This window comes from Paenimyroides ceti (genome assembly GCF_030409925.1).
Genome location: NZ_JAUFQU010000001.1, coordinates 1,941,377 through 1,967,320 on the forward strand (window position 1 = coordinate 1,941,377; position 25,944 = coordinate 1,967,320).

Annotated in this window: 27 protein-coding genes and 2 tRNA genes; 19 read left to right on the forward strand and 10 right to left on the reverse strand. The window is 34.4% G+C overall.

Translation table 11 applies throughout. From position 1 onward, the window contains the following. Nucleotide 1: 1 nt before the first annotated feature. Both QW060_RS09630 and QW060_RS09635 read right to left on the reverse strand, forming a co-directional pair. Nucleotides 2–361, reverse strand: coding sequence for a response regulator transcription factor (locus QW060_RS09630; protein ID WP_290363365.1), 360 nt, complete (start codon nucleotides 359–361; stop codon nucleotides 2–4). A gap of 4 nt (nucleotides 362–365) precedes the next feature. After that, entirely contained in the window at nucleotides 366–4,280 is a 3,915-nt protein-coding gene (locus QW060_RS09635; protein WP_290363366.1) for a response regulator, read from the reverse strand. 426 nt (nucleotides 4,281–4,706) lie between these two features. On the opposite strand from QW060_RS09635, the gene QW060_RS09640 reads away from it, so the two are divergent. After that, the gene (locus QW060_RS09640) at nucleotides 4,707–5,669 is read left to right on the forward strand and encodes a TolB-like translocation protein (protein ID WP_290363367.1); all 963 of its coding nucleotides are present in this window, start codon (nucleotides 4,707–4,709) and stop codon (nucleotides 5,667–5,669) included. Nucleotides 5,670–5,806: 137 nt separating this feature from the next. Here QW060_RS09640 and QW060_RS09645 read toward each other — a convergent pair. The 5 genes from QW060_RS09645 to QW060_RS09665 form a co-directional block, all read right to left on the reverse strand. Further along, nucleotides 5,807–5,882 (reverse strand) — tRNA-His (locus tag QW060_RS09645). 38 nt (nucleotides 5,883–5,920) lie between these two features. Further along, nucleotides 5,921–5,996, reverse strand: a tRNA-His gene (locus QW060_RS09650). An 86-nt stretch (nucleotides 5,997–6,082) separates the two neighbouring features. After that, nucleotides 6,083–6,799 (reverse strand): bacillithiol biosynthesis deacetylase BshB1, encoded by a 717-nt coding sequence (gene bshB1 / locus QW060_RS09655; protein ID WP_290363368.1) that lies wholly within the window; start codon nucleotides 6,797–6,799, stop codon nucleotides 6,083–6,085. 7 nt (nucleotides 6,800–6,806) lie between these two features. Beyond that, nucleotides 6,807–7,871, reverse strand: a complete 1,065-nt coding sequence (locus QW060_RS09660; protein ID WP_290363369.1) for an isochorismate synthase — start codon at nucleotides 7,869–7,871, stop codon at nucleotides 6,807–6,809. A gap of 2 nt (nucleotides 7,872–7,873) precedes the next feature. Then, on the reverse strand, nucleotides 7,874–8,299 hold the full coding sequence (locus tag QW060_RS09665; protein ID WP_290363370.1) for a PaaI family thioesterase: 426 nt from the start codon (nucleotides 8,297–8,299) through the stop codon (nucleotides 7,874–7,876). Nucleotides 8,300–8,437: 138 nt separating this feature from the next. Here QW060_RS09665 and QW060_RS09670 point away from each other — a divergent pair, with 138 nt between their 5' ends. From QW060_RS09670 to QW060_RS09700, 7 genes are all read left to right on the forward strand, one after another. After that, a complete protein-coding gene (locus tag QW060_RS09670; RefSeq protein ID WP_290364740.1) occupies nucleotides 8,438–9,007 on the forward strand; it encodes an L-threonylcarbamoyladenylate synthase in 570 nt (189 codons plus the stop codon). 19 nt (nucleotides 9,008–9,026) lie between these two features. After that, nucleotides 9,027–10,454 carry a CCA tRNA nucleotidyltransferase gene (locus tag QW060_RS09675; RefSeq protein WP_290363371.1) on the forward strand — a complete coding sequence of 476 codons (1,428 nt, stop codon included), beginning with the start codon at nucleotides 9,027–9,029 and terminating at the stop codon, nucleotides 10,452–10,454. Between the two features lie 50 nt (nucleotides 10,455–10,504). Next, a complete protein-coding gene (locus QW060_RS09680) occupies nucleotides 10,505–11,524 on the forward strand; it encodes a COX15/CtaA family protein (protein ID WP_290363372.1) in 1,020 nt (339 codons plus the stop codon). 38 nt (nucleotides 11,525–11,562) lie between these two features. After that, nucleotides 11,563–12,231 (forward strand): DUF2490 domain-containing protein, encoded by a 669-nt coding sequence (locus QW060_RS09685; protein WP_290363373.1) that lies wholly within the window; start codon nucleotides 11,563–11,565, stop codon nucleotides 12,229–12,231. Nucleotides 12,232–12,354: 123 nt separating this feature from the next. Continuing rightward, nucleotides 12,355–13,206 carry a bifunctional helix-turn-helix domain-containing protein/methylated-DNA--[protein]-cysteine S-methyltransferase gene (locus tag QW060_RS09690; protein WP_290363374.1) on the forward strand — a complete coding sequence of 284 codons (852 nt, stop codon included), beginning with the start codon at nucleotides 12,355–12,357 and terminating at the stop codon, nucleotides 13,204–13,206. A gap of 11 nt (nucleotides 13,207–13,217) precedes the next feature. Beyond that, nucleotides 13,218–13,832: an alpha-ketoglutarate-dependent dioxygenase AlkB family protein gene (locus QW060_RS09695; protein WP_290363375.1), complete on the forward strand. Its 615-nt coding sequence runs from the start codon at nucleotides 13,218–13,220 to the stop codon at nucleotides 13,830–13,832. Nucleotides 13,833–13,938: 106 nt separating this feature from the next. Next, a complete protein-coding gene (locus QW060_RS09700; protein WP_290363376.1) occupies nucleotides 13,939–14,331 on the forward strand; it encodes a hypothetical protein in 393 nt (130 codons plus the stop codon). 184 nt (nucleotides 14,332–14,515) lie between these two features. On the opposite strand, the gene QW060_RS09705 is transcribed toward QW060_RS09700, so the two are convergent. Both QW060_RS09705 and QW060_RS09710 read right to left on the reverse strand, forming a co-directional pair. After that, a complete protein-coding gene (locus QW060_RS09705; protein WP_290363377.1) occupies nucleotides 14,516–15,022 on the reverse strand; it encodes a lipocalin family protein in 507 nt (168 codons plus the stop codon). 647 nt (nucleotides 15,023–15,669) lie between these two features. Then, a complete protein-coding gene (locus tag QW060_RS09710; protein WP_290363378.1) occupies nucleotides 15,670–16,191 on the reverse strand; it encodes a hypothetical protein in 522 nt (173 codons plus the stop codon). A gap of 291 nt (nucleotides 16,192–16,482) precedes the next feature. Between QW060_RS09710 and QW060_RS09715 the strand changes: the two genes are divergently transcribed. Both QW060_RS09715 and QW060_RS09720 read left to right on the forward strand, forming a co-directional pair. After that, nucleotides 16,483–17,322, forward strand: a complete 840-nt coding sequence (locus tag QW060_RS09715; protein ID WP_290363379.1) for an SDR family NAD(P)-dependent oxidoreductase — start codon at nucleotides 16,483–16,485, stop codon at nucleotides 17,320–17,322. A 47-nt stretch (nucleotides 17,323–17,369) separates the two neighbouring features. Continuing rightward, nucleotides 17,370–18,284 (forward strand): helix-turn-helix domain-containing protein, encoded by a 915-nt coding sequence (locus QW060_RS09720; RefSeq protein ID WP_290363380.1) that lies wholly within the window; start codon nucleotides 17,370–17,372, stop codon nucleotides 18,282–18,284. Nucleotides 18,285–18,504: 220 nt separating this feature from the next. Here the strand turns inward: QW060_RS09720 and QW060_RS09725 are convergent, their stop codons facing one another. Then, the gene (locus tag QW060_RS09725; RefSeq protein WP_290363381.1) at nucleotides 18,505–19,017 is read right to left on the reverse strand and encodes a hypothetical protein; all 513 of its coding nucleotides are present in this window, start codon (nucleotides 19,015–19,017) and stop codon (nucleotides 18,505–18,507) included. 440 nt (nucleotides 19,018–19,457) lie between these two features. On the opposite strand from QW060_RS09725, the gene QW060_RS09730 reads away from it, so the two are divergent. The 9 genes from QW060_RS09730 to QW060_RS09770 all read left to right on the forward strand — a co-directional run bounded on the left by QW060_RS09730 (nucleotide 19,458) and on the right by QW060_RS09770 (nucleotide 25,886). After that, entirely contained in the window at nucleotides 19,458–19,988 is a 531-nt protein-coding gene (locus QW060_RS09730) for a Crp/Fnr family transcriptional regulator (RefSeq protein ID WP_290363382.1), read from the forward strand. Nucleotides 19,989–20,018: 30 nt separating this feature from the next. Next, nucleotides 20,019–20,591: a DinB family protein gene (locus tag QW060_RS09735; RefSeq protein ID WP_290363383.1), complete on the forward strand. Its 573-nt coding sequence runs from the start codon at nucleotides 20,019–20,021 to the stop codon at nucleotides 20,589–20,591. 312 nt (nucleotides 20,592–20,903) lie between these two features. Continuing rightward, nucleotides 20,904–21,131 carry a hypothetical protein gene (locus QW060_RS09740; protein ID WP_290363384.1) on the forward strand — a complete coding sequence of 76 codons (228 nt, stop codon included), beginning with the start codon at nucleotides 20,904–20,906 and terminating at the stop codon, nucleotides 21,129–21,131. A 21-nt stretch (nucleotides 21,132–21,152) separates the two neighbouring features. Then, on the forward strand, nucleotides 21,153–21,299 hold the full coding sequence (locus QW060_RS09745; RefSeq protein ID WP_290363385.1) for a hypothetical protein: 147 nt from the start codon (nucleotides 21,153–21,155) through the stop codon (nucleotides 21,297–21,299). A gap of 113 nt (nucleotides 21,300–21,412) precedes the next feature. Next, entirely contained in the window at nucleotides 21,413–22,336 is a 924-nt protein-coding gene (locus QW060_RS09750) for a T9SS-dependent choice-of-anchor J family protein (protein WP_290363386.1), read from the forward strand. Between the two features lie 124 nt (nucleotides 22,337–22,460). Then, nucleotides 22,461–23,411, forward strand: a complete 951-nt coding sequence (locus QW060_RS09755; protein ID WP_290363387.1) for an isopenicillin N synthase family dioxygenase — start codon at nucleotides 22,461–22,463, stop codon at nucleotides 23,409–23,411. A gap of 116 nt (nucleotides 23,412–23,527) precedes the next feature. Continuing rightward, nucleotides 23,528–24,562, forward strand: a complete 1,035-nt coding sequence (locus QW060_RS09760) for a sensor histidine kinase (RefSeq protein WP_290363388.1) — start codon at nucleotides 23,528–23,530, stop codon at nucleotides 24,560–24,562. Further along, on the forward strand, nucleotides 24,562–25,251 hold the full coding sequence (locus QW060_RS09765) for a LytR/AlgR family response regulator transcription factor (protein WP_290363389.1): 690 nt from the start codon (nucleotides 24,562–24,564) through the stop codon (nucleotides 25,249–25,251). Before QW060_RS09760 ends, QW060_RS09765 begins: the two co-directional genes overlap by 1 nt. A gap of 287 nt (nucleotides 25,252–25,538) precedes the next feature. Further along, entirely contained in the window at nucleotides 25,539–25,886 is a 348-nt protein-coding gene (locus tag QW060_RS09770) for a hypothetical protein (RefSeq protein ID WP_290363390.1), read from the forward strand. Nucleotides 25,887–25,944: the final 58 nt, after the last annotated feature.

Genomic DNA, 25,944 nt, shown 5'->3' on the forward strand with positions numbered 1-25,944 from the left:
TTTACTTTTGTGCGGTTAAACGCTTAATACGCAGTATCAGTTCGGTTGGACTAAAAGGCTTCACCATAAAATCTGCTGCTCCAAGATTAAAAGCATCTAAAACTACTTCTTCCTGACCAAGACCCGAAAGCATTATAACCGGAATATTTTTGCCAAAAGACCTGATGGCAGATAATATTTCAGTACCTGAAGCAAAAGGCATCATAATGTCTGATATTACCAAATCAATATCGGTTACTTCAATCAAATCAATCGCTTCTTTACCGTTGCGCGCAATTAAAACTTCGTATCCTTCTTTTTTAAGCTTATGCTCTACAGTTTTTAATATCAGTTCGTCGTCTTCAGCTATTAAAATCAACATGTCTTTATTTTTTTATAATTTGCCGGAAAATTTCTATTCCCTTATTAATTTCGTTTGTTATTTCTTGCTCCATCCTGAACAAATCAGGATTCGATTCTATTTCCTGTTCCCAGAAAGCAGCTCTATCGGTTAACTTTACCAACCCTGAAGTGCCTGAAGTGCCCTTAAGCTTATGAAGAAAACCTTTAGCAGCATTCGTTTCGTAATCAGAAATGATTTTTTGTAGTTCTTCTTTGGTATTGGTCAGCTCCTGAATGACTAAATTTATAAAGAACTCCTTAAAATCTTCATCATCACCAATCTGCTCTTCAATCATTTTTTTATCGAGATAATCAGCTATATCTTCGTTCAAATCCCAAGCTGTGCTATTACCTGCAAAAATATTCTTTTTAATTACAGCTAACAAGTCAGCTTGTCTTATGGGTTTTGGGAGAAAATCAGACATACCTGCAGACAAGCATCTTTCCTTTTCACCTACTGAATTACCCGCGCTGATTCCTATAACAGGCACATCCTTATAATCAGGAAGTGTACGGATCGATTTTGTAGCTTCTATCCCATCCATCACCGGCATCTGTACGTCCATCAAAATCAAATCAAAAACGGTTTCCCTGCATTTCAACAATGCCTGTTTTCCATCACTAACTTCTACCAGAACGGCATTTGGTGCAATAAGCTGCATCATTTTGTTATTAAGTGTCCTGTTTACGGGATTATCATCTGCTAAAAGGACATATAGAGGCTGTTCAAGATTCACTTCATCCGCAGTAATTTCTCTATTCTTTTTAGCGGCATTTTGTTTCGAATCTTTTACCGCATATTTCAGTGTTCTGTATAGCTCATCAGCTTTGATAGGCTTTAACAGGCAGTATGATTTTTTGTCTTTTCTGAACGCCGATATAAATTCATTTTCTTCAGACGAAGTATGCAGTACGATGAGCGGAATCATTTCGTCCTGAATTTTAAACAATTCTTTTATTTTTTCAATTGTCTCCAGTCCCGATAAAACCGGCATATGGTAATCCATCAAAATCATATCAAACCGTTCACCATTCATTAAAAGCTGAATCGCTTCCAGTCCGTTTGCAGCTACTTCTGATGTGATATTCTTATAGGCCAGCATGTGCTGTAAAATGGTTCTGTTGTTCTGATTATCGTCAACAACCAACACCCTTCCTATTTCTGACATATCGTCCTCATTGTCAAGTTGAGCATCCTTATCATACGGAACTTCAATATCAAAATAAAATACCGATCCTTTTTCCATTTCACTTTCCAGCATAAGATTTGTACCCATATATTTGAGCAGGTTATTTGAAATGGTCAATCCAAGTCCGGTACCTCCATATTTTTTGCTTACCGAACTGTCTTCCTGTGTAAAGGCATCGAAAATACGTTTTTGCTTTTCCTTAGGTATTCCGATACCGGTATCCCTTACAGAAAAACGCAAGGTTATTTTTTCTTCGTCTTGTTTTAACCTGCGAACAGCAAATTCAATTTCCCCTACCTCTGTAAACTTCACTGCATTTCCTAATAGATTTATCAGTACCTGCTTTACACGGGCTTCATCAATCCAAACTGTAGTGGGAAGGCCTTGTTCAATATTGAGCAGTAATTCCAAATCTTTACTCTGTGCCTGATACAGGATGATATTAACTACATGGCTCGCCAGATCGTAGATATTGTAACGGTCAATAAACAATTCGAGTTTCCCTGATTCAATTTTAGAAAAATCCAAAATATCATTTATGATACTTAACAAGCTGTTTCCGGAATCACTGATATAATTAAGATACTGCATCTGCATCTCTGTTAAAGGGGTTTTAAGTAACAAATCCGAAAAACCGATAACACCATTCAGAGGTGTACGTATTTCATGGCTCATATTGGCGAGAAATTCAGATTTTGCCGTGCTTGCAAGATCTGCCAACCTTTTTGCGTCCTTTAATTCCTGATTTGTTTTTACAGAATTGGTTATATTCTGAGCAGATATCACTAATCCTCCAACCTTACCGTCTGATAAATGCCACGGAATCACTTCCCAGTTAAAGTGTTGTGGAGTTTGTATACCTGGGATTTCAAATATCTGATTTTCATTTTTATAAGCTTCTCCCTGAAGTGCCTTAGCATAAATGGATTTTCTTTCCTCCGGAATATTCTGATTTACTTCATACAGATTCTGTCCGATAATATCGGAACGATTGAAATGAAATTCCTGTAACCATCTTTTACTTACTGATATGTAATTTAAATCATTGTCGAGCATGGCTACGGCAGCCGGTACATAATTTACAAAAGATCGCAGCATTGCCTGTTTCTTTTCCAGCTCAAGATATGTTTTCTTTGTATGATCTATATCCTGAATGATACCAAACACTCGCACACATACGCCATCTTCAAATTCAGGAACTCCTTTTACACGAACCCATATCAATGTTCCATCATACCTTTTCAACCTCAACTCATCATCATAAGGTACTCCTTTTTGTACTGCCTGCGTGAACAGTTGCTGTATTTTTGGTTTACTTTTTTCTTCATAGAAGTTTATGGCACTATCAAAATCAGGTACATAATTTTGGGGAACCCTGTGAATCTTTTTTGTTGATTCAGACCAGAAGATTTTATTTGTTTTTAGGTTCATCTCCCAACCGCCAACACTCGCTACGGTGTTCGTCTGTTCCAATATTTTCTGAGTATAAATGAGATCCCTTTCAAGTTGAATCCGCTCCGTCATGTTCAATGCTGTACTTACTACATATTGTTTTCCGTTTTCATCGGTTTCCAGTAGGTTATTGTACATCCAGTAAATATCTTTTCCGTTTTTTGTACGCAATATCATTGTTCCGCTGTCTTCACCCTTTTCGATAATACGTTGCATATAATTGTTTAAATTGGGCAGATGCTGTACCGGTACTAATTGCTGCAGTGTTAAATTGCGGACTTCATCTTTTGAGAAATTAAGTACTTCACGTCCTTTTTCATTTACGGCAAGAATATTTCCTTTTAAATCGTGCATACTCATAAGTCCGATCGCATTTTCAAAAAAATTTCTAAAACGGCGTTCTGAACTTTCCAATTTTCTGCGCTCTTCGATATCATGCGTTATATTACGACCGAAACATATTATTTCTGTCTTTTCGCTGTTTCTCTTAAAAAACCATTCTACAACAACCTCTTGCTCATTATCTATTCTCGTTACTGTAGTATAAGTAAAGCCTTCTGAATCGAAGGAAAGATCTTCTAATTTTTGTTGTAACTCAGTATTATTATCCACGACATCTGTCAACTTAAGATAAAGAAGATCAACTTTGTCTTTATGAAACAAAACTTCAAATGCAGAATTTACGTCTTTAAACAGCTGATCATTCGTTAAAACACAAATAAGATTATTGGTAACATTAAAAATTTCAGAAAAATATTCTGCCTGAATATTATGTCTTCTACGAAGTAGTGTTTTAGTTACAGCCTTACCAAGATTTTTTAAAGATTGAATCTGCTTGTCCGACAGTGATTTAGGAACGAAATCTACAACACAAATCGTTGCCAGAACACGTCCGTTTTCGTCAGCCAGAGGAACTCCGGCATAAAACCTGATGTTCCCGTCTATTATCATGCTTTTGGATGATGTACGTTCATCATTGAGGGTATCTTCAATAATCAGCAGATCTTGGCTCATAATAGTATACTGGCAAACTGTTTCTTGGCGTGGAACCAAGTCAACAGACATACCAACACAGCTTTGAATGCGCTGATGCTCTGCCTCCATTACCCCAATTATTGCTACCGGACAATCTGTAATTAAACATGCTGCTTCGGCAAAAATGTCCAATTCAGGGTCTTTTTGCAGGTTAAGGAGTTCATGAAGCCTTAAACTTTCAAGTCTTTCTTTTTCATCAGATGGCACAGGATATATGGACATATACTTAATATTAATGTATTCCAAAAATTAGAAATATCTATTGTAAATTTATACTATTTTAATGAATGGAAAAATAAATATTGCCCTTACAAATCAAAAATCTAAAACCAACCAAAAAAATCAATTTATACCCTATATTTCCCACAATTACCAAAACTGTTATGAAGCATAAAAATAGAATAAAGTAAAAATTAAAAGGATCAGAAGTACAATAGAGAAAAGGAACAAAAAATCAGGATTTTACCTGCTCTACACTCAAAATATACCCTATTACCTGAACCTGTTTTTTCTTTAATGATCAATATAATGCTTGTTCATTCATTTGTCATCAGTGTTCTATACCTTTATCCATCTTTGCTTTGCATGGCACATAAATTGCCTATCATACAGTAAAACAGTTTTTTATAACAGTATAAAATTATATTTATGAAAAATCTATTTACTATTTTATGCATCGTGCTGCTTGTTTCATGTTCCAGCGACAATGGTTCGGACATAGATACTGCTCCCAGCGGCTATCCGGCTGATCTGGAAGGTACTATTTATTACAAATGGGCTACAGATGGCATACTGAAGGTTTCTTTACCATCGGCTACCGGTGGATCGTTTATTCAGGACGATACCAAACTCAACAGTTTTGATGTGTCAAGAGACGGTAAATACCGACTTACAGCCACGAATGCGAGTACTCTGGGAAACTACGTTGTAAAATTCACCCTGAGCAATATGAATAACGGATCGATCGTCAAAGAGTTCAACTATACCAGTCCGGCGGGAAACAGCTACTGCAAAGGACAACTATCTCCTGACAATAGTCTCATACTTGTAACATCCAACGATGAAGAAGACGGTATTACCATTCTTAAAACGGACGGTGAATTTGTGATTCGCCTTGAAGGATTAAACAATATACCATTCAGTATGCACGATCTGGCTATGTGGCTACCCGGTAATGAACTATTGCTTACACATGGCAATAGCATCATCCGTGTACCTCCTCCATACAATTCAGGCAGTCTTGTAAAGGAAATGAACTATGCTGACTGGGGAGACCTCACCGTCAACCATCAGGGCACACAATTGGCTGTACGCATCGACAATCACGTTTACACAATGGGTATTGACAGCAACAATATGAGGCAGGTAACCACAAGCAACTTTAAAGAAAGTAAACCTGTTTATTCACCTGACAGTAAATATCTGATGATCGGAAGTAATTATCGGCAAAGCTCAGTTATGGGCTATTCGTGGGATATGAAAATTATACCTAATGATGGAAACACCTATAATGTTGATCCTGTAGAAGCTAATTCTCCGGGTGTTCTACCGGTCATTTGGAAGGGTCAGGATAGAATTGTTATCGGTAGCGGTGATGTTATTTGGAAATAACAGTCTTACCATGTTTTTCAAAAATCAATATCGGACGGGCTATCTGCCAATTTATAAAGCTGAATTGTGTATAATTTTTAAATTATCATAATCATTAAATAGAATAAAAAAAGCGATTCAAATTTGAATCGCTTTTTGGGTGAATGAGGGGTCTCGAACCCCCGACCTTCGGAACCACAATCCGACGCTCTAACCAACTGAGCTACAATCACCGTTTAGGAGTTTTGTTTTAAAAGCCAACTCTGAGCTTAGGGTGAATGAGGGGTCTCGAACCCCCGACCTTCGGAACCACAATCCGACGCTCTAACCAACTGAGCTACAATCACCGTTTAATTTTGTGAGTGCAAATATACAACATCAGACAATATTTGCAAACTTTTCATACTATTTCATTTTATTTTTTTTCACAAAAATCAGATGATATCATCTAAACTATTGATTGCTAAAGTCCTTTCAACAGTAAAGCCTTCCGCAAAATCTTTAAAAATTAACCTTCCTAAATCTCTTGCCCTGTAATCGATGCTTTCCAAAAAGGTTTTTGTAGCGATTGGCGAAACAGGCTCAGTAGAATTTGGATCATAAAACTGTGAAGAATATGCCAATACTGCTTGCTTTTTAATATGTATAAAATCACTGACATCTACTACGAAATCAGGCTCTATATTTTTCCATTGAATATAATGATACACCACCTCAGGGCGGTAGGCATCCTGAGTTTGACCATCGAGATCCGTTTCTATCTTTCGCAAACCGGATAAAAAACAGGCATCAGACACAAGCTTACTACCTTTTCCGTGATCGATATGCCGATCATCAATTGCATTGCACAAAACAATTTTAGGTCTGTATTTACGAATCATTTTAATAATCTCTATCTGATGTTTTTCATCATTTATAAAAAAACCATCTCTGAACTCCAGATTTTCACGAACTGTAAGTCCTAAAATTGATGCAGCCGCCTTAGCTTCTGCATCTCTGATTTCAGCAGAACCACGGGTACCCAATTCACCACGTGTCAGATCGACCACCCCTACCTTTTTTCCTAAACTTACCTCTTTTGCTATCGTTGCGCCACAACCCAATTCTACATCGTCAGGATGTGCTCCAAAAGCTAAAATATCTAATTTCATATTGCTATCAGCCTAAAACCCTTTTCATGATTTTAGATTTATTAATGGTTTCTATAAATTCTTTTTCAGGATCGCTGTCCTTTGTAATACCGCCACCTATATACAAATAGGCACTATTCTTCTTAAATTGCATGCAACGTAAATTTACAAACAAATTAGAATTTCCTGAAGTCTTTTTTGCATAGTCATAATTGATCTCTCCCAAAAAACCTGAATAAAATTCCCGTGGATATCCTTCATTTTGCACGATAAAATTACGGGCTTCAGCCTTTGGAAAACCACATAAAGCAGGAGTCGGATGTAGTGCTTTTACAACCTTGACAAAGTTGCTATCCGAAAGAAGTCGGCCTTTAATATCTGTTTTTATATGTACCAGTGAACCGGCCCTATATGTGTAAGGCAAAGATTTAGATACATCAGACACATAAGGCAGTATACTCTCTTCAATAAAATCCGTCACAATCTGCTGCTCCAATTGTTCTTTTGGCTGCCAGTGGGCTTCCTTATTCTTATCATAGACTTGAGTACCGGCTAAAGCAACGGTTTCAATTATATCTTTTGTTTTTTTCAATAACTGCTCAGGAGTAGCGCCCATCCACAACCCTACTTCAGGATGATAAAACAAATAACGAAATGCTGTGGGATAATTTTGTAAAATACGTTTGTAATAAACAAGTATTTTGTCTTCATCAATTTTCACTTGCTCTCTTCGGGACAAAACCACTTTATCCATCTTACCGTATAAAATAGCATTAACCCCGTTTTGAACTAACCTTTTATGAAAATCTGCCACATCAACATCGGGTTCATTATCAGAGAAATAAGGCAAGTCTACGAATTCATTAGGTACATTCTCTGTAAATATATCACATCTATTTTCAGGAAACAATATACCGCGATCATCCAGAAAAGAAGAAAAAACAAATCCTTTTTCCGTTAGATCATTGGTATAATAAACTTCAGTAGTTTGCTGAAAAAAAGCTGTTAAAATATCCGATTCAGGTTTTGCATATAAAACAAAAGGCTTTTTTGTATCTAAAGCTGCTGCAGCTCTATCAAAAACAGATCGCATATCTATCGTCGTGGAATTACCATATTAGTCAACTTACACAGCGAAACCAATTCTTCATTTTCGTCTGTAATTCTGATTTCCCATAAATGAATCGTTCTACCTTTATGGATTAGGGTAGCTGTTGCATATACAGTTCCTGCTCTTTTGCTTTTGAGATGGTTCGCTGATATTTCAATTCCCCTTACTTCAAATTTTTCCGGATCAATAAAAAAAATGGAAGCTGCACTTCCTACACTTTCTGCTAAAGCTACAGATGCTCCGCCATGTAATAACCCCATAGGTTGATGTACTCTTTCATTAACGGGCATTTTTGCCTTCAAAAAATTAGGTCCTGCATCTATATATTCAATTTCTAAAGTTTGCATCAATGTATTTTTACTAAAGTTTTTACACATCTCCAAAACTTCTTCTTTTGTATAATTTTTCATAAAAGAACTCTTTTTTTAAAAAGATAAAATTACGGTTTTATTTCCAAATAAATTCTAATTGCACCTCAAAAGCTTTTTAGATTTAATCGGTATATACCGCATTAATTCGTATTTTTGCCACGAAGTTTTATGACAAGTATGAGTGATGTAAATAAAGAAGTTTTTAATGCTTATGAAGTTATTAAAAATGGAGGAATTATCCTGTATCCTACAGATACGGTATGGGGAATCGGATGTGATGCTACAAATGAAGAAGCAGTAAAACGCATTTTTGAATTAAAAAAACGGGCTGAATCAAAAAGTATGATTATTCTGGTTAATAATGATCGTTTACTGTATCAGGTTTTCAAAAATATACCTCAGGTAGCGTTTGACATTCTGGATTGCTCAGACAAACCGACTACTCTGATATTAGATCATCCGGCCAAAGTGGCTAAAAACCTCATAGCATCAGATGATTCGTTAGGCATAAGAATCGTAAACACTCCTTTTTGCTACAATCTTATTGAGCGAATGAAAAGGCCTCTGGTATCTACATCAGCAAATATAAGCGGAATGCCCACACCTGTTCAGTTCAAAGACATCAGTGATGAAATAAAAAACGGAGTAGATTATATTGTTGGACTGGATCAGGAAAGAAAATCTGAAAAATCTTCCACTATTATTAAGCTAACGTCAGACAGTAAAGTAACTATAATCAGAAAATAGTTCTCATAGAATAACAGAAATGATAGTATCCGAAAATTATAAAGATGCGCTGCATCATCCTATATTCAACATTATTAAAACAGCAGCAAAAGAACTTAACATTTCCTGCTATGTTATCGGTGGTTTTGTCAGAGATTATATTCTGGAACGCGATAGCAAAAAAGACATTGACATTGTTGCTGTTGGCAGCGGTATTGAGTTGGCCTTAAAAGTTTCCGAATTGATTCCGCACCGTCCAAAAGTTCAGGTTTTTAAAAATTACGGTACAGCCATGCTCCGTTTTGAAGATATGGATATTGAATTTGTCGGAGCGCGAAAAGAATCCTATCATTTTGAAAGCAGAAACCCGGTAGTTGAAAACGGAAGTCTTGAAGACGATCAGAACCGTCGTGATTTCACCATCAATGCACTGGCAATTTCTTTAAATGAAGATAATTTCGGAGCACTTATAGATCCTTTTAACGGCATAGAAGATTTGTCTCACAAAATCATCAGAACCCCGTTAGATCCGGATATAACTTATTCCGATGACCCGCTACGCATGATGCGTGCCATACGGTTTGCGACACAACTTGATTTTCTCATTGAAGAAAATTCCTTAAGTTCTATTACAAAAAATGCAGAACGCATTAAGATTATTTCGGGAGAGCGTATTGTAGAAGAACTCCATAAAATATTACTTTCTGAAAAACCATCCAAAGGATTTTTACTATTAAATAAAACAGGCTTACTCCCCATGATTTTACCGGAACTGACGGTTCTGAATCAGGTGGAAGAAATAGAAGGGCAAACCCATAAAAATAACTTTTATCACACTTTGGAAGTTGTAGACAATATCAGTAGAAATACAGATGATCTATGGCTTCGCTGGGCAGCACTGTTACATGATATTGGAAAAGCTCCTACAAAAAAATATCATAAAAAGATAGGCTGGACCTTTCATGGTCATGAATTTTTGGGAAGTAAGATGGTAAAAACCATTTTTCACAGATTGCACATGCCTTTGAATCAAAAAATGAAATTTGTTCAAAAAATGGTCATGATGAGTTCAAGACCCATTATTTTATCAGAAGATATTGTAACTGATTCTGCTGTACGTCGTTTGGTTTTTGATGCCGGAGAAGATTTAGAAAGCCTTATGACACTGTGTGAAGCAGATATTACCACCAAAAATCCTAAAAAATTTAAAAAATACCATCAAAACTTTCAACAGGTACGTCAAAAAATCGTTGAAGTTGAAGAACGGGATCAGGTCCGTAATTTTCAGCCTCCTATTACGGGTGAAGAGATTATGACCCTTTTCAACCTTCCTCCTTCCCGAGAAATAGGACAATTGAAAGAAGCCGTAAAAGAAGCCATACTGGAAGGTGAAATTCCAAACGAATACGAAGCAGCTTATGAATTTGTACTCAACAAGGCACAAAAAATGGGGTTAAAAAAAGGATGATTTTCTCTTTTTACGTATACCAAACAAAAAATGAATAAAACAGCATAAAAATGAACCAATCGTTTATCAGAATAGCCAAAGTGGCTTTGGTGTTAGTGTACTTAGTAATCATTGCAGGAGCTACTGTTCGTATGACAGGCTCTGGAATGGGCTGCCCGGATTGGCCAAAATGTTTCGGTTATTACATACCACCTACTGATGAACAGGAATTATTATGGGAACCTCATCATGAATATGAAAAGGGACAGGTCATCATCAAAGACGAAAAACTTTGGGTTGCCAAAACCACCTTTACTTCTTCAGAAACCTATAACGATGCTAACTGGAATGCGTATACCAAACATGACTATGCGGTATTCAATGTGTATCATACCTGGACAGAATATATAAACCGTCTTTGCGGGGCGTTGGCAGGGATTGCCTGTTTTGTGATGGCAATTGCTTCTTTCCGATTCTGGAAAACAAAAAAAGCTGTTGTTCTGTGGTCATGGATTGTCGTATTCCTTTTAGGCTTTAATGCCTGGCTTGGAGCTACAGTTGTATTCTCTGTGCTGAATCCTATAAAAATTACCACTCACATGATTGCTGCTCTGCTGAATGTAGCAGCTTTATTATATGTTATTCATCTGGCAAAAGACCAGCACCACTATAAGAAATACGATGCTGTCTTTAAAACCTTTTTATGGATATCCATGCTTTTTACACTTATTCAGGTAGGTCTGGGTACTCAGGTGCGCGAATTTATTGACCATCAGGTTAAATCCGGTATTGGTAATGAATACCTGTGGCTGCAGCATCCGGATATTACATTTTACATACACAGAACCTTCTCATTTGTTATCTTTTTTACTAATCTGTATCTCGTATTACGAAACAAAAGACTTGGACTCGGATTCCGTAAAATGAATTGGGTTTTCGGTCTCTTACTATTAGAGCTGGCTACCGGTATTCTTATGTACTATGCTCATTTCCCGTTTGGCACACAAGCAGCTCATTTGGTACTTGCAGCTCTTATGTTTGGTTTACAGTTCTATATGATTTTAGAAGCAAAAAAAGAAAATAAGGCATAAACTTTGATAATATCGTAGTTTATAAAACACGATATATCATGAAACACGCTTTTACCCTTACGTTTTTGCTTCTTACGAGCTTTTTTTCAGTTGCTAATAACCCGCTTGGCGGCTGGTATATGTATTTTGGAAATGCCGAAATCAAAAATTCTAATTTTAAAATTCACTATGAGGTACAGCACCGTAACCGGGAGTTGATTTCTGATCTGAATCAACTGCTCTTAAGAACCTCTTTACAATACAAAATTCATGACCAGATCTTACTGAGTACCGGGTACGGATTTGTCTATACAGAAACGGCAGGAGAAAATCCGGTTTCATTTAAGGAAAATAGAATTTATCAGGAAGCATTCACACAACAGAATTTCGGTTTTTCAGTACTTAAACACCGCTTCAGATATGAACAGCGTTTCATAGAAGATACCGAATTCAAAACACGTTTCCGCTATCAGCTGGGAATTGATATTCCGCTTACCAACAGAGAAAATCAACGCGATTTTTATGCCTCCTTTTACAATGAAGTATTCATCAATGGTGAAAAATTAGAACCATCTGATAATCTGTTTGACAGAAACCGGTTATATTTTGGAGCAGGTTATAAAATAAAAAACAACCTTAACATCCAGCTTGGATGGATGAATCAGATGACAGAAGATATTTCGAACCAGCAAATTATGCTGTCTATTCATCACAACATCAAAATGTAGTTTTTTATTAGAGTATCTTAAAAATAATAGCCTTTTTGAAAACTCAACAAATAAAATTGAGCATGTTTCGGATTTTATAAAATAAAATAACAAACGATTTTTGACCTGTTAAATCATAAAGAAATGCATACACAAGAAAATATAGATTATAACAGAATTGCTTCGGCAATTGATTATATTGTCAAAAACTTCCGAAAGCAACCTGATTTAAATGAAATAGCAACAGAAGTACATTTGAGTCCGGCACATTTTCAGCGCTTATTTACCAAATGGGCTGGTACAAGTCCTAAAAAATTTCTGCAATACATCAGTGTTCAGTATGCAAAAGAAATTTTAAAACAATCCGAAAAAACGTCCTTGTCAGATGCAGCTTATCAAACGGGATTATCCGGTACAAGTCGTTTACATGATCTATTCATAAATATTGAAGGAATGACCCCTGCTGAGTATAAAAACGGTGGAAAGAATCTGATCATTAATTACAGTTATTCAGAAACACAGTTTGGAAAACTCCTGATAGCTTCGACTACCAAAGGTATTTGCTATATGGCTTTTGAAGATAAGACAAAAGAAGCATTTACCACATTGCAAAAAAATTTCCCGAATGCAACATTTCGTTTACGAACAGATTCTCTTCAACAAAATGCATTGGCTTTCTTTCAAAAAGATATAAATGGATTTTCTGAAATAAAACTGCATCTCAAAGGAACTGATTTTCAATTAAAAGTTTGGGAAAGTTTATTAAAAATTCCTGAAGGAAACCTCTCAACATACGGAGTGTTAGCAGAAAAAATTGGACATTCAAAAGCTTCAAGAGCTGTTGGCACTGCTATTGGAAAAAATCCTGTGGCTTATCTGATTCCATGCCACCGCGTCATACAGTCGAGCGGTAAATTTGGTGGTTATATGTGGGGAACAACAAGAAAAACAGCTATCATTGGATGCGAAGCTGTAAAAAATAATTTGAAACTCTAAAACCACTCCGAATGGATTTATTTAACAATTCACCAGAAGAAAATTTCAATTGGCTCCCTAAAGACGGAACAGTTAATTATTACGGACCATTATTTTCTAAAGAAGAAGCAGACCGTTATTTTGAAATCCTGCTGCATACCATAGAGTGGAGAAATGACGAAGCTGTTATTTTTGGAAAAAAAATAATCACTAAACGAAAAGTTGCCTGGTATGGGGAACATCCTTTTGAATATACGTATTCTAATACTACTAAAAAAGCATTGCCATGGACTAAAGAATTAATAGATTTAAAACATATTATTGAAACGAAAACCGGCGAAACCTTTAATTCCTGTCTGCTGAATCTTTATCATAACGGAAATGAAGGTATGGCTTGGCATAGTGATGGAGAAAAAGATCTCAAAAAAGACGGTGCTATTGGTTCTCTTACTTTCGGAGCAGAACGCAAATTTGCTTTTAAGCATAAAAAAAGTGGAGAAAAAGTACAGCTCATATTACAACACGGCAGCTTACTGGTCATGAAAGATGTTACCCAAACACACTGGTTACATAGACTACCGCCAACAAAAGTTGTGACAAAGCCACGAATCAATCTCACATTCAGAACCATAGAGAACTTTAAGTGATTTATAAAATAGTATTTAAAACCAATTCCACACGTACAAAAATATTGCCTTTTTTATTGTACTTCGACGATATCAAATTGTAATCATTAATATAATTATTTATAAAATGAAAATTCCAAAAAAACTAAACAGGCTCATCAAAGTACATTTAGTAATTACAGGACTACTCTTATTTTATTCCTGTGCTACTTCTATGTCACCTGCCAACGTATACAATACATTACCTACTTTGACCCGTTCCAAATTGATTTCTCAAAAGGATGCTCAAGAAGCTGTCAGAAATAACGAATGTTACTATTTGGTCAGAGGACGAAACTATGTTGCTCCTGTAGGACTAACGCTTAAAAGTGATCTTAGAAACGGAGCTCAGGGAATCGATGAATGGGTACAAATTGACGGAGGTAATGCTTATGTACTTACAAACTACCGATGGATTACAATTGATCACGACGGGACATCAGAACTCTATCTTGAATTTGATACCATGTTATGTGAGTAAATAAGAACAGGAACAATTCACAACTATTTTTAGTTCTTACTATTGCTATCTGAAAAACGTATTTACTTACTTTATTTCTTACAGGTATTTAATTCCGTTTATTTTGCATACATTCTTTTTCAAATAAAAAACCCGTTATATTTTACATAACGGGCTTAATAGTAGTAGTGTAAGTAATGTTTAATTATATCAATTCAAAATTCATAATGATACCAACCTCCTGAACAAGTACTTTTAAAGTCGTATTCGTCACAGAAATCACTTTCACCTGAACCGTATTCGTATTTCCTTCATCAGTAACTAAAAAACTTAAAATGTTACCATTTAAATTGTAAGTACCCTGTTCGTCAATCTCAGCAATACAGCCATCAGTGTAACTGATATCCTTAAATGTTGCGTCACCAAAAAACTGAATATAATCAAAAGCCGTTGCACACTCATGGTCATGTAATTGAAGATTGGCTCCTGACTCATCTGATATGCTAACCTTCTTCCACTTTCCAAGTAATTTATTGGTTGGAGTTTCTGGATTTGTAGGATTCTCCGGATTTGTAGGGTTGTTTGGGTTATTAGGATTATTAGGATCAATAACAACTATCGGAACGGATGAAGAGCTGTCGTCAGAAGTACATGATGCAAAAGCCAGGCTTAATGTTATAGCCAAAATAGTGTAGTTGAATGTTTTTTTCATAATGGGTTAATTTATTTTTCCTCTGCTAAACTAAAAGTGTGCCAAAAAATAAATCAATTGGTCTAAACAAAAAATACTGCTCAATATCAGTAACATCAAAATACTATAAATCAAATATTTATGTAATTTTATTTCTTAAAAAAAATCTGAAAGCTCTGTAATAAGAAGCTACAGATGTTGTTTACTGTTTTTTATTTATTACTTTTTTAATGTTGTTTATTCATTAATCTTACATCGTAGCAAATCTATTTCATGTTTCTGTGGGTAAGGTTTTCGATACGTCATGGAAACATCTTACTTTATCTGTAGGTGGATATTATAAATTTTGGCAGCACCATGCGAATAGCACGAATCGTGTATGAAGAGCCACTTTAAGTATGATTATGGTAAGCAAATGATAATGGATCTCTAACCGTTATTTGTTCACTAACTTTTTTATTAGTATGCAAGAAAAAACTCAATCGATAACCTGCACAAAAAAGATTTATTTAATTAAAATACGGAAGTATACATACGCTAACAGCAAAGATATATTGAAGTTCATATGCTATGATGGTTTATATTAGGAAAGGTTGAAATTTTAAAAACTTCAACCTTTTTGATGACAAAAAATTTATAAAATTAAAACCTGATTTAACTATAAATAGTTAATTAGGACTGATTACGGCACTGAATTTTCCGTCGGTCAGCGTAACGGTACCTAAAGTTGTAAGACCTTCTACTTTAACCAACGTACCCGAAAAAGTTCCAGAGGTAGCCGTAGACGATATGTTATCAATATTTAGCATAAATGCATCTTCCGGTGCTGCTGTTCCTTTTGTAGCGGTGAAATTCTGCTGTGAATTTCCGGAAACTGTTCCATAAGTTGATAAAATAGTATAAGGAGTTCCATCGTCCAATGTATACATACCAACCGGTACCCGGTTAGTTTCAGATAGTACTGTGATTGAAATCCATTCAGTACCGTTGTTGTTTCCGGTAAGTTCCAGATATGCACCTCCATCTACCCAGCGTCCCTTAACGTTTGAAAATGTTTTAGCTGTTCCGTCAATTTTTACCTCCAGATAATTGTTAGTGACCGGTCCTACTACAGAATCATCGTTACTGCACGAATTAAGGAGAAGATTACCCATCAGCAAAACTCCCGTTAAAAAAAATTTTCTTTTCATATAGCTTATTTTTATACCTCTAAAATACAAAAAATAAAACATTCACTCATTAGGAGCCCTAAATATAACTCCTGAATTGGAATGAATGAGGGTAATGAGAGTGAACTGACCCGGATTAGCAGTATTATAACTATTTGCATATTATTCCACACCAAGGCTATACGAAAAATAATACCCTAAGAATTAACCTATATTAGTTTTGGCTACAAAAATCATTGATTTGGTCACGCAAACAATTTCAATCCTGCTCAACTTTGTATTGTAAATAATAATTAATTAAAACAATAAGAAATGAATACAAAAAAAGTATGGTTCGTGACCGGAGCGTCAAAAGGTTTAGGTTTGAACTTAGTGAAAAAGTTATTGGCAGGAGGCTATTCTGTTGCAGCAACATCAAGAAATATTACAGAACTTGAGAAAGTCATCAGTGAAGAAAATTCAAATTTTCTGCCGTTGGAAGTAGATTTATTGAATGAAAAATCTGTTGCAGCAGCCGTTTCAAAATCGATGGAGAAATTTGGCAAATTAGATGTTATTGTGAACAATGCAGGCTACGGACAATTAGGAACTTTGGAAGAATTGACAGATGAAGAAAGCCGTAAGAACTTTGACACCAATGTTTTTGGTTCTTTGAATATTATTAGAAAAACAATGCCTTATCTCCGAGCACAGAAAAGTGGTTTCATAATCAACATTGCTTCTATCGGGGGATTGACGGGAGAATTTGCAGGCTGGGGTGTTTATTGTGCCACGAAATTTGCCGTAGTAGGTTTTACCGAAGCTTTGGCAGCAGAAGTAAAAGAATTTGGTGTGAATGCAACGGTTGTATATCCCGGTTATTTCAGAACCGATTTCCTGACCGGCGGCTCACTTAGAACTCCCAAAACTCAAATTGATGCGTACACAACTGCGAGACAGCTTCAGGCTGCACACGAACAACACATCAACGGAAACCAGCCCGGAGACCCGGAAAAAGGCGCATTGGCATTGATAGAATTGGCAGAAATGGAGAACCCGCCTGTACATTTGGTTTTAGGTTCCGATGCCTTTGAGATTGCAGCAAACAAACTTGATGCACTTAAAAATGAAATTTTGGAATATAAAAACTTAAGTATTTCTACAGATTACTAAATTTGTAAAAGCAACAGTTTGCTGCTGTTGCTTTTAATTTTAAAGTTATGACTAACAGAAAATTATATACTGTTGATACCATTTCTGAATTTCACAAAATCTGCGGATTACCAAAACCTCAGCATCCTTTGATAAGTCTGGTGGATTACAGTTTGGTAGAATATCAGATTGAAGAATCGGAAATCAGCTGGATGCAAGAGTTGTATTTTATGGGATTCAAGCGTGACCTGCAAGGAAAATTGCATTACGGGCAAAGTCAGTATGATTTTGATGAAGGACTGATGTGCTTTATAGCACCGAGACAATTGGTCAAGATGATTATAGACAAATCGGGCATTAAGCCTTCCGGATACCTTTTGGCATTTCATCCCGACTTTATTTGGAATACACCTTTGGCAAAGACCATTAACAATTATAATTTTTTTGGTTATGATGTGAATGAAGCACTGTTCCTTTCCGAGAAAGAAGAGGAAACTTTAATAGGACTTTTTAAGGGAATAGAAAAAGAATATCAGTCGGGAATTGATGAATTTACTCAGAATATTATCATTTCCCAAATTGAAGTAATTCTGAATTACTGTGAACGATTTTATCAGCGACAATTTATTACCAGAAAGAAAACCAATCATCATATATTGGATAAATTAGAAAACATTCTGGAAGATTATTTCAATGGTAATATGATTGACAAGGGCTTACCGACTGCTAATTACATCGCAGCATCTCTGAATATTTCAACCAATTATTTAGGAAGTCTCTTGAAATCTTTGACCGGACAAACCACGCAACAACACATTCACGAGAAGCTTATTGAAAAAGCGAAAGAAAAACTTTCAACTACAGAACTTTCTGTAAGTGAGATTGCTTACGAATTAGGATTTGAACACTCACAATCTTTCAGCAAATTGTTTAAAGCCAAAACGGACATTTCACCTTTGGAGTTTCGAAAGTCATTTAACTGATGGCAGATCTGTAATTTTATAATTTTTGATGGGAATTAGGAAGTTTTTACCTTAGAATCCTCAGTAACCACAAGTTAAGCAATCGGGAATCAGCGAATGATTATTTGTTGAAGTGTTCCACATTCAATCGTTAATCCCGATAGCTAATGACAAGACCTGCTGTATTGTCTACTTTATAATTGAACAGATTAATTGTAATAAGAATAAATAATTTGACCAATTACCATTGCGACCAATCTATTCCTAAGCCTTTAACAGGAATATTTATTTTTCCGTTTATTAAATGTACAGGATTTTTATCTTCTTTTGGATGATAAAACAGATATCCTTCAAAATCACTCTTTAATAATACTCCATCAAATTGGGTATTTTTATAAACCATTGGCTTTTCTTCCGTTGTATACAGATAAGTCCAACCTTTACCATTTACCATTGGTGTAAACTCCATTTCTAATCCGTTTAACTGATTCTCCTTGCTTAAATAAGCAAAAAGCTTTACATCATAAAAGTTTTTTGCGTCTTTAGTTATCCTTGCAGTATAGAAACGTCCTATAGTATCTTTTTGATTGTTAAGCACCCATCCATTGTAGGCATTTTTTCCAAAAGAAAGTTTTTCGCCATTGTATTCCATTTCAATAAAACCTCTATTGTGTTGTTCCTGTATAATATCATCGTTTGGGGAGCAGCTTGTCAGTAAGAGATTCATAGATAGAATAATAAACATTTTTTTCATTGTATTATATTTTTAAAAGTTGGAAACATATCATAATATTTGATACTCATTTCAATATGGTAATTCTGAAAGGGAGTCTTTTCAAGAAATTTATTGTTTTATACGTTTAGAAGTCAAACTAACATCAATTGTTCCTGTTGAATGACTGTTTAAGTATAAATATCTATAAAAACTGGTCAAAAATATATTTACCAGTAACAACAGGTTCTACAAAATCGATATCAGACATATCTAAATCATCTGATGTTGATTGTAAGATGTTTTTTTAGTTAGATATTGTGAATTTAAACCTAACTTTATTATATCAAATATATTTACGTCTAAAAGTATGCCAAAAAACAAATATTTTATCCCGACAAAAAATTTTATTAAATATTCACAACACAAAAGGGTTATAAATTAAATATTCTCTAATTTTATTTCATATAAAAGTGTCTAACATGATTCATGAATTGTATAAACGCATAGAAGAGCAAGGACTTTGGGATAAAACCATCACAATAGAAAGAAATGCTTATCTAAAAATTGCCGGAACTATTGATACCAATCTTTTCTATATCGTTTCAGGCAGTCTGAAAATTTCTATAATAGATGAGGCTGAAGAACATATCATCCGTTTTGGATATAAAAACAATTTTATTACTGCTTTGGATAGTTTTATTACAGGAGAGCCATCTGAATTTTATATTCAAGCAATCAAAAAGACGCAGTTGAAAGTGATTTCTAAAGAAAGATACTTAAAACTCATCAATGAAAACCAAGAACTCAAAATAATTTGGGACTTACTGTTACAACAACTTCTTTTACAACAAATAGAACGTGAAAAAGACATTCTCATCACATCACCACAAAAAAGGTATCACAGGGTTTTATTGAGAAGCCCTCAGTTATTTCAGGAGATTCCGAGTAAATACATTGCTTCATATTTAAGAATGTCACCCGAAACATTTTCCAGATTAAAAAGATCTTGATTTCAATCAATCTTTTCAATTTTTAAAATCATGACATTTGCAATAAAAAACATGAATGCACAACAATTAAGAGAAGAACTGATACAACTAACTCAGGAAAACATAATGAAAGTCAGTGCCTTTCAACAGTTACCAATTGATAAACTAACCGAAAGACGAACTCCGGAAAGCTGGAGTGTTTTAGAGTGTATAGAACATTTAAACAGATATGGTAAATTTTATATTCCTGAAATCAGCAATCGGATTACAACATCAACATACACTGAATCAAAAACATTTGACAGCAGTTGGTTAGGAAACTATTTTGCAAAAAGTATGCTGCCCAAAGAAAAGCAGAACAAAATGAAAACCTTTACATCTATGAATCCGCTAAATTGTTCATTGGATAAAAATGTTTTAACTCTTTTTCTAAACCAGCAGAAACAAATTCTAAAACTCCTCGAAGCATCTGCCAAAACGGATTTATCAAAAGTAAAAACCTCAGTTTCTATCTCAAAATGGATAAAATTAAGATTAGGAGACACTTTCCGAATTGTTATCTATCATAATGTACGACACATTCTTCAGGCTGAAAATGTACTTCATCACAAAACAATAGAATAATTTTAAACATAAATCAAAAAATACTCTTTCTATACTACTAAGCATTACTTTATCAAAGTAAACACAGACCGTATAACTCTTTGATTAAAAAGATGTTAACAAAATATATTTCATTGTTATTTTATTATAAAAAAAAATAAAATCTGTGTTGTGAGATAAATATTTTTCATATATTGCATAGGTAAAAGCTAACGGTATCTATTTGACTTTAAAACAGAACGTTAGCATTTAGATAGTTTTATATATTCCGTCCTGAAATAAGTTGATACTAATCCAACTTATGATGAATAAATCGGAGAGTACAAATGGAGAGTGTACCCTAAAAGATTACACATTGACTGGCTTTTTAATAGCCGTCGTCTCCTGTATATAAAAAGACGACTTCACTTACAAAACAAGCCCAAGCTCATTACGGAATACAGGATTAAAGTACAGTTGTGGCTTAGTTTAAAACAAAAATTAACCCCAATCATTACTATTTCTGATGAAGATTTAATAGCTAAATCAGGAAAAGAAGTAGTACCGAGAATCTTCACATAATGGTCAACTGACTGTATTTTTTTGGTGAGTAGCATCCGTTTTTATCATGAGTATCAGAAACTGGAAACATTCAACAGAAAAAATAAACCACAGAGAGTCATTATTACAATAACAACGGATACATTAATTCATACCTCAGTAGAAATTATAGTATCGTTTAGGTTGTAGTAATTGAACAAATAAATGATCAGCATTTTAGAATGTTAATTATTATAAATCTATTCAATAATACTTCTCACTTAAGTTTAAAGTGAATTTATCTAATTTTAAATTTATATATTATGAAAAAAATGTTATTTTCTTTTTTGTTTTTATCTTCAATGGGATTAAGTGCTCAAGTCACAATCTTTGAAGATGGATTTGAATTGTATGACAATTTTATTATTACCAATATCGGTTCGTGGAAACAGATAGATGTTGATGAGGCACCAACTTATGGAATTGAGGTAGGAACTCCGCCAAACACAACCCCTGTACAGTATCAAAATTCAGGTTATACAGGTTCTTTTATCATTTTTAATAAAAGTGCTACAAATCCTGCTGTAGATGATGCATGGGCAGCAAAAACCGGTAATAAAGTCATTGCCTGTTTTAATGCATTAGTCAATCCTCAATTACCAAAAAAGGGACCCAATAATGATTGGTTGATTTCTCCACAACTACAGCTTGGAGGTTCAGGAAATACCTTGACATTCTGGGCAAAATCAGCGGCATCGAATTACCCGAATGAAAGATTCAAAGTAGGAGTTTCGACCACAGGAACAGCAGTAGGAGATTTTACTGTTATTTCAACAGGTGAATATGTTCAAACTACGGCAACATGGACACAATATACTTATAATTTAGACGCCTATGCCGGACAAGCTGTATATCTGTCAATTAATTGTATATCAAACGACCAGTTTGCATTGTTGATAGATGATTATAAAGTTACGGCTACAACTTTGTCAACAGATAACTTCTTAGTGAATAATTTTTCCATCTATCCTAATCCAACCAATGGAATTGTCAATATAATCGGTAAGAATAATGCTGCTATAAACTCCATTCAGATTACAGATGTAAATGGAAGAATAATTAAAAATCTTGATATGAAAGGTGTACAAGAGACCCAAATTGATATTACAGACCTCACAGCAGGTATGTATTTCCTAAATATTCAAACCGATTTAGGCTCAGGAGCTTCAAAAATCATAAAAAAATAATTATTAATCAGTTATTTTTCTAAAGACTTCCACTTCTAAAGCGGAAGTTTTTTTGTTTTAAATAAAATGCCTTTTTCTGTCAAAAAACTGTAATTTAGTGCTACTTTTTATTAAAGCAAAGAATATGCAAAACATTCCCAGTGTAGACTTGCGTGATTTCCTATCGGACGACCCGGTACGTAAACAAAAATTTGTAAATGAAATCGGAAAAGCATACGAAGATATTGGCTTCGTAGCATTAAAAGGACATTTTTTAAATGAGACTTTAGTAGAAAATCTGTACAAAGAGGTTCGTAATTTCTTCAGTTTGCCGCTGCAGACCAAAGAAAAATACGAAATTCCGGGTATTGGAGGTCAAAGAGGCTATGTTTCTTTTGGCAAAGAATCAGCAAAAGGAAGAAAAACAGGAGATTTAAAAGAATTCTGGCATTTTGGTCAGTATGTGGAAAACAATCCGAAACTGGAAGCTGAATATCCAAAAAATGTTATGGTAGAAGAATTACCGGAATTCAATAAAGTTGGAAAAGAAACCTACCAAATGCTTGAAAAGACCGGAGTGTATGTTTTGAGAGCTTTGGCTATTTATTTGGGCTTAGACGAGTTTTATTTTGATCCGTATGTCAAAAACGGTAATTCAATTTTAAGACCCATACACTATCCGCCTATTACAGAAGAGCCGAAAGATGCTATCCGTGCAGCCGCTCATGGAGATATTAACCTTATTACCCTCTTGATGGGAGCTCAGGGAAAAGGCTTACAGGTACAGAACCATCAGGGAGAATGGATCGATGCTATCGCAGAAGATGATGAATTGGTAATCAATGTAGGAGATATGCTATCAAGACACTCCAACAATAAATTGAAGTCCACTATTCATCAGGTTGTCAATCCGCCAAGAGAACTGTGGGGAGCATCCCGATACTCGATACCTTTTTTTATGCATCCGATCAGCGAAATGCCGTTAAATGTATTGGAAAATTGTATTGATAAGGAGCATCCCAAACTTTATGACGATATCACAGCCGGTGAATTTCTCACTGAGCGACTCATTGAGTTAGGTTTGATAAAAAAATAAGGATTAAAGGCCGGTTTATAAACCGGTCTTTTATTTTCCTCCATAGTATTCCTCAGTTTACCTCTATTTTTTTCCGCTTGGAAACAATTCCCTTATTTTTATATAAATTTCTTAAAATGAACATCAAAGTAAGACAATATGCTTTAATCATATTAGTTTCCATCATTCTGATCTGTATTCCTATTATTGGTTCTCCTGAATTTAATGAGTCCACTTCCCTATTCTATTCACTAAAATTTCAGAAACGCTTTTTAGGGACGATTTTGGTTGTTTTGTTTTTTTATCTGAATTACTTTTATTTAATTCCTAAACTGTACTTTTCTAAAAAATATATTCTCTATATCGTTTTAATCATCGTCTGTTTTGTTTTAATCCTAAAAATTCCCCATCTCATCTTCAATGAAGAAATGATAAGAGAATCTTTCAAAGCTTTAGGACCAGACAGAACTCAGAGAAGATTTGAACCCAATTTCTGGCAACGACTCTTTTTTGATAAAACACTGTATCAGTTCATTATCTGTATTTTTATTTCCTTTTTATTAAGGTTGAATTTACAAATGAACGAAATGGAAAGTGAAAAATTAAAATCTGAAGTTTCCTATCTCAAAGCCCAAATCAATCCACATTTCTTATTTAACACTCTTAATAGCTTATATGCCTTAACCTTGGAAAAATCAGATGAAGCTCCGGAAGCAATCTTAAAACTATCTACCATTATGCGGTATATTGTAACGGAAAGCTCTAAAGAAATGGTGCTGCTTAAAGATGAAATAGAATACGTAAAAGACTATATCGACCTTCAAAAACTGAGAATGGTAGAAGATACCGTTTTTAGTTTTACCATTACAGGTACTATAGATCAACAGAAAATAGCTCCTCTGCTACTCATCCCTTTCATTGAAAATGCATTTAAACACGGACTCAATCCCGATAAAAACTGCTACATTCATATCAAAATTAATATTGAAAAAAAAGTTTTATATTTAATAGTAGAGAATAGTAAATCCGTAGAAATTTTTCCATCAGAAAAAAGCGAAAAAGGTTTGGATAACACGTTAAAAAGGCTTCAATACAATTATCCCGACAAACATGAACTTACAATTTCTGATACTGATAATGACTATAAAGTAACCTTAAAAATAGATTTATAGTGATAAAAGCAATAGCGATAGACGATGAACCTCTGGCATTAAAAATAATTGAGCACCATTGTTCCAAAATAGAAAGTATATCTCTGGAAAAAACATTTACCAATCAGACTGAAGCTATTAAATACATAAATAAGTTTCCTGTTGATTTGCTTTTTCTTGATATACAGATGCCTCAAAATAGCGGAATTGATTTTTATAAGAACCTTAATAAAGACCTGCTGGTTATTTTTACAACAGCTTATGATACCTATGCTGTAGAAGGTTTCAACGTAAATGCGATAGACTACATCATGAAACCTATTGGATTTTCGCGCTTTGAAAAAGCTGTAGAAAAAGCAGTACAACAATATAAATATAAAACCAATACAAGCCAGCAGGACCATTTGCTGATCAGAGCTGACTATAAACTCAACAAAATTGATTTTAAAGATATTCTCTATATAGAAGGTCTGGATGATTATATACAAATCTATCTGGTCAACAAACCTAAAATTGTTGCAAGAATGTCTATGAAGTCCGTCATGGAAAAACTTCCTGAAAAATATTTTTTGAGAATTCACCGCTCCTATATTGTATCTATACCCTGCATCAGCGCGATACAAAACAAACAAATAGAGCTTGAAAATAAAATATTTCCTATTGGAGAAACGTATAAAAATGAGGTATTTACAAAGCTAAAAATAAATTAACCGATAAATTAACATATTTCACCTCTTTTTAACTTTTAGTTTCTTTGCGATTAAAAATATTATTGTAGATTTGTTATACTCAACAAACAAAATAACTTTCATAAGGAGTTATAATGTGATAATTTGAGTTTTTCATAAGTGTTTTTTTTGGTTATAGCGAGACTTGCAAAAGTCTCGCTTTTTTTTTACCTACAAAATTAACTTATACACCTCAATTATAACTCTTTATTTCTTTATAGGAATGAAGTTTGCTACCTTTATTCTACTAACAGTTAAATAAAAAGATCATGAAAAAGTTATGGACAATAGCATTATTAGCAATTGGAATTTCTGCATTCGCACAGGAGGGAAAGAAAGAACAATCAGCAGATCAGGAACAAAAAGTACTGGAACGCTTTAAAGATTTAAATCTTTCAAAAGAACAGGAACAAAAAGTACTGCAATTATACAAAAATAAAAAAGCAGAAAGAAAAGCTGCGATTGCTAAGAAGGATGAAGCCAAACCTTCGAAAGAAGAAATGATGGCAAAACGTGAAAAGATGAATGCTGAATTAAAAAACATTCTGAATGAAGAACAGTATAAAAAATTTGAACAAAACAAAAAAGAACGTTCAAAAATGAGAACCAAAAAATAATTTAAAAAGCTCTGATAATATCAGAGCTTTTTTTAGGGAAATTAGTTATATTTATATA

Excerpts from the sequence above, each read along its gene's own strand:
- QW060_RS09735 (WP_290363383.1), top strand. The coding sequence starts at position 20,019 with ATGACATTTGCAATAAAAAACATGAATGCACAACAATTAAGAGAAGAA.
- QW060_RS09730 (WP_290363382.1), top strand. The coding sequence starts at position 19,458 with ATGATTCATGAATTGTATAAACGCATAGAAGAGCAAGGACTTTGGGAT.
- QW060_RS09720 (WP_290363380.1), top strand. The coding sequence starts at position 17,370 with ATGACTAACAGAAAATTATATACTGTTGATACCATTTCTGAATTTCAC.
- QW060_RS09640 (WP_290363367.1), top strand. The coding sequence starts at position 4,707 with ATGAAAAATCTATTTACTATTTTATGCATCGTGCTGCTTGTTTCATGT.
- QW060_RS09685 (WP_290363373.1), top strand. The coding sequence starts at position 11,563 with ATGAAACACGCTTTTACCCTTACGTTTTTGCTTCTTACGAGCTTTTTT.
- QW060_RS09670 (WP_290364740.1), top strand. The coding sequence starts at position 8,438 with ATGAGTGATGTAAATAAAGAAGTTTTTAATGCTTATGAAGTTATTAAA.
- QW060_RS09770 (WP_290363390.1), top strand. The coding sequence starts at position 25,539 with ATGAAAAAGTTATGGACAATAGCATTATTAGCAATTGGAATTTCTGCA.
- QW060_RS09760 (WP_290363388.1), top strand. The coding sequence starts at position 23,528 with ATGAACATCAAAGTAAGACAATATGCTTTAATCATATTAGTTTCCATC.
- QW060_RS09660 (WP_290363369.1), bottom strand. The coding sequence starts at position 7,871 with ATGCGATCTGTTTTTGATAGAGCTGCAGCAGCTTTAGATACAAAAAAG.
- QW060_RS09700 (WP_290363376.1), top strand. The coding sequence starts at position 13,939 with ATGAAAATTCCAAAAAAACTAAACAGGCTCATCAAAGTACATTTAGTA.
- QW060_RS09750 (WP_290363386.1), top strand. The coding sequence starts at position 21,413 with ATGAAAAAAATGTTATTTTCTTTTTTGTTTTTATCTTCAATGGGATTA.
- QW060_RS09705 (WP_290363377.1), bottom strand. The coding sequence starts at position 15,022 with ATGAAAAAAACATTCAACTACACTATTTTGGCTATAACATTAAGCCTG.
- bshB1 (WP_290363368.1), bottom strand. The coding sequence starts at position 6,799 with ATGAAATTAGATATTTTAGCTTTTGGAGCACATCCTGACGATGTAGAA.
- QW060_RS09690 (WP_290363374.1), top strand. The coding sequence starts at position 12,355 with ATGCATACACAAGAAAATATAGATTATAACAGAATTGCTTCGGCAATT.
- QW060_RS09715 (WP_290363379.1), top strand. The coding sequence starts at position 16,483 with ATGAATACAAAAAAAGTATGGTTCGTGACCGGAGCGTCAAAAGGTTTA.
- QW060_RS09630 (WP_290363365.1), bottom strand. The coding sequence starts at position 361 with ATGTTGATTTTAATAGCTGAAGACGACGAACTGATATTAAAAACTGTA.
- QW060_RS09635 (WP_290363366.1), bottom strand. The coding sequence starts at position 4,280 with ATGTCCATATATCCTGTGCCATCTGATGAAAAAGAAAGACTTGAAAGT.
- QW060_RS09680 (WP_290363372.1), top strand. The coding sequence starts at position 10,505 with ATGAACCAATCGTTTATCAGAATAGCCAAAGTGGCTTTGGTGTTAGTG.
- QW060_RS09710 (WP_290363378.1), bottom strand. The coding sequence starts at position 16,191 with ATGAAAAGAAAATTTTTTTTAACGGGAGTTTTGCTGATGGGTAATCTT.
- QW060_RS09755 (WP_290363387.1), top strand. The coding sequence starts at position 22,461 with ATGCAAAACATTCCCAGTGTAGACTTGCGTGATTTCCTATCGGACGAC.
- QW060_RS09695 (WP_290363375.1), top strand. The coding sequence starts at position 13,218 with ATGGATTTATTTAACAATTCACCAGAAGAAAATTTCAATTGGCTCCCT.
- QW060_RS09665 (WP_290363370.1), bottom strand. The coding sequence starts at position 8,299 with ATGAAAAATTATACAAAAGAAGAAGTTTTGGAGATGTGTAAAAACTTT.
- QW060_RS09725 (WP_290363381.1), bottom strand. The coding sequence starts at position 19,017 with ATGAAAAAAATGTTTATTATTCTATCTATGAATCTCTTACTGACAAGC.
- QW060_RS09675 (WP_290363371.1), top strand. The coding sequence starts at position 9,027 with ATGATAGTATCCGAAAATTATAAAGATGCGCTGCATCATCCTATATTC.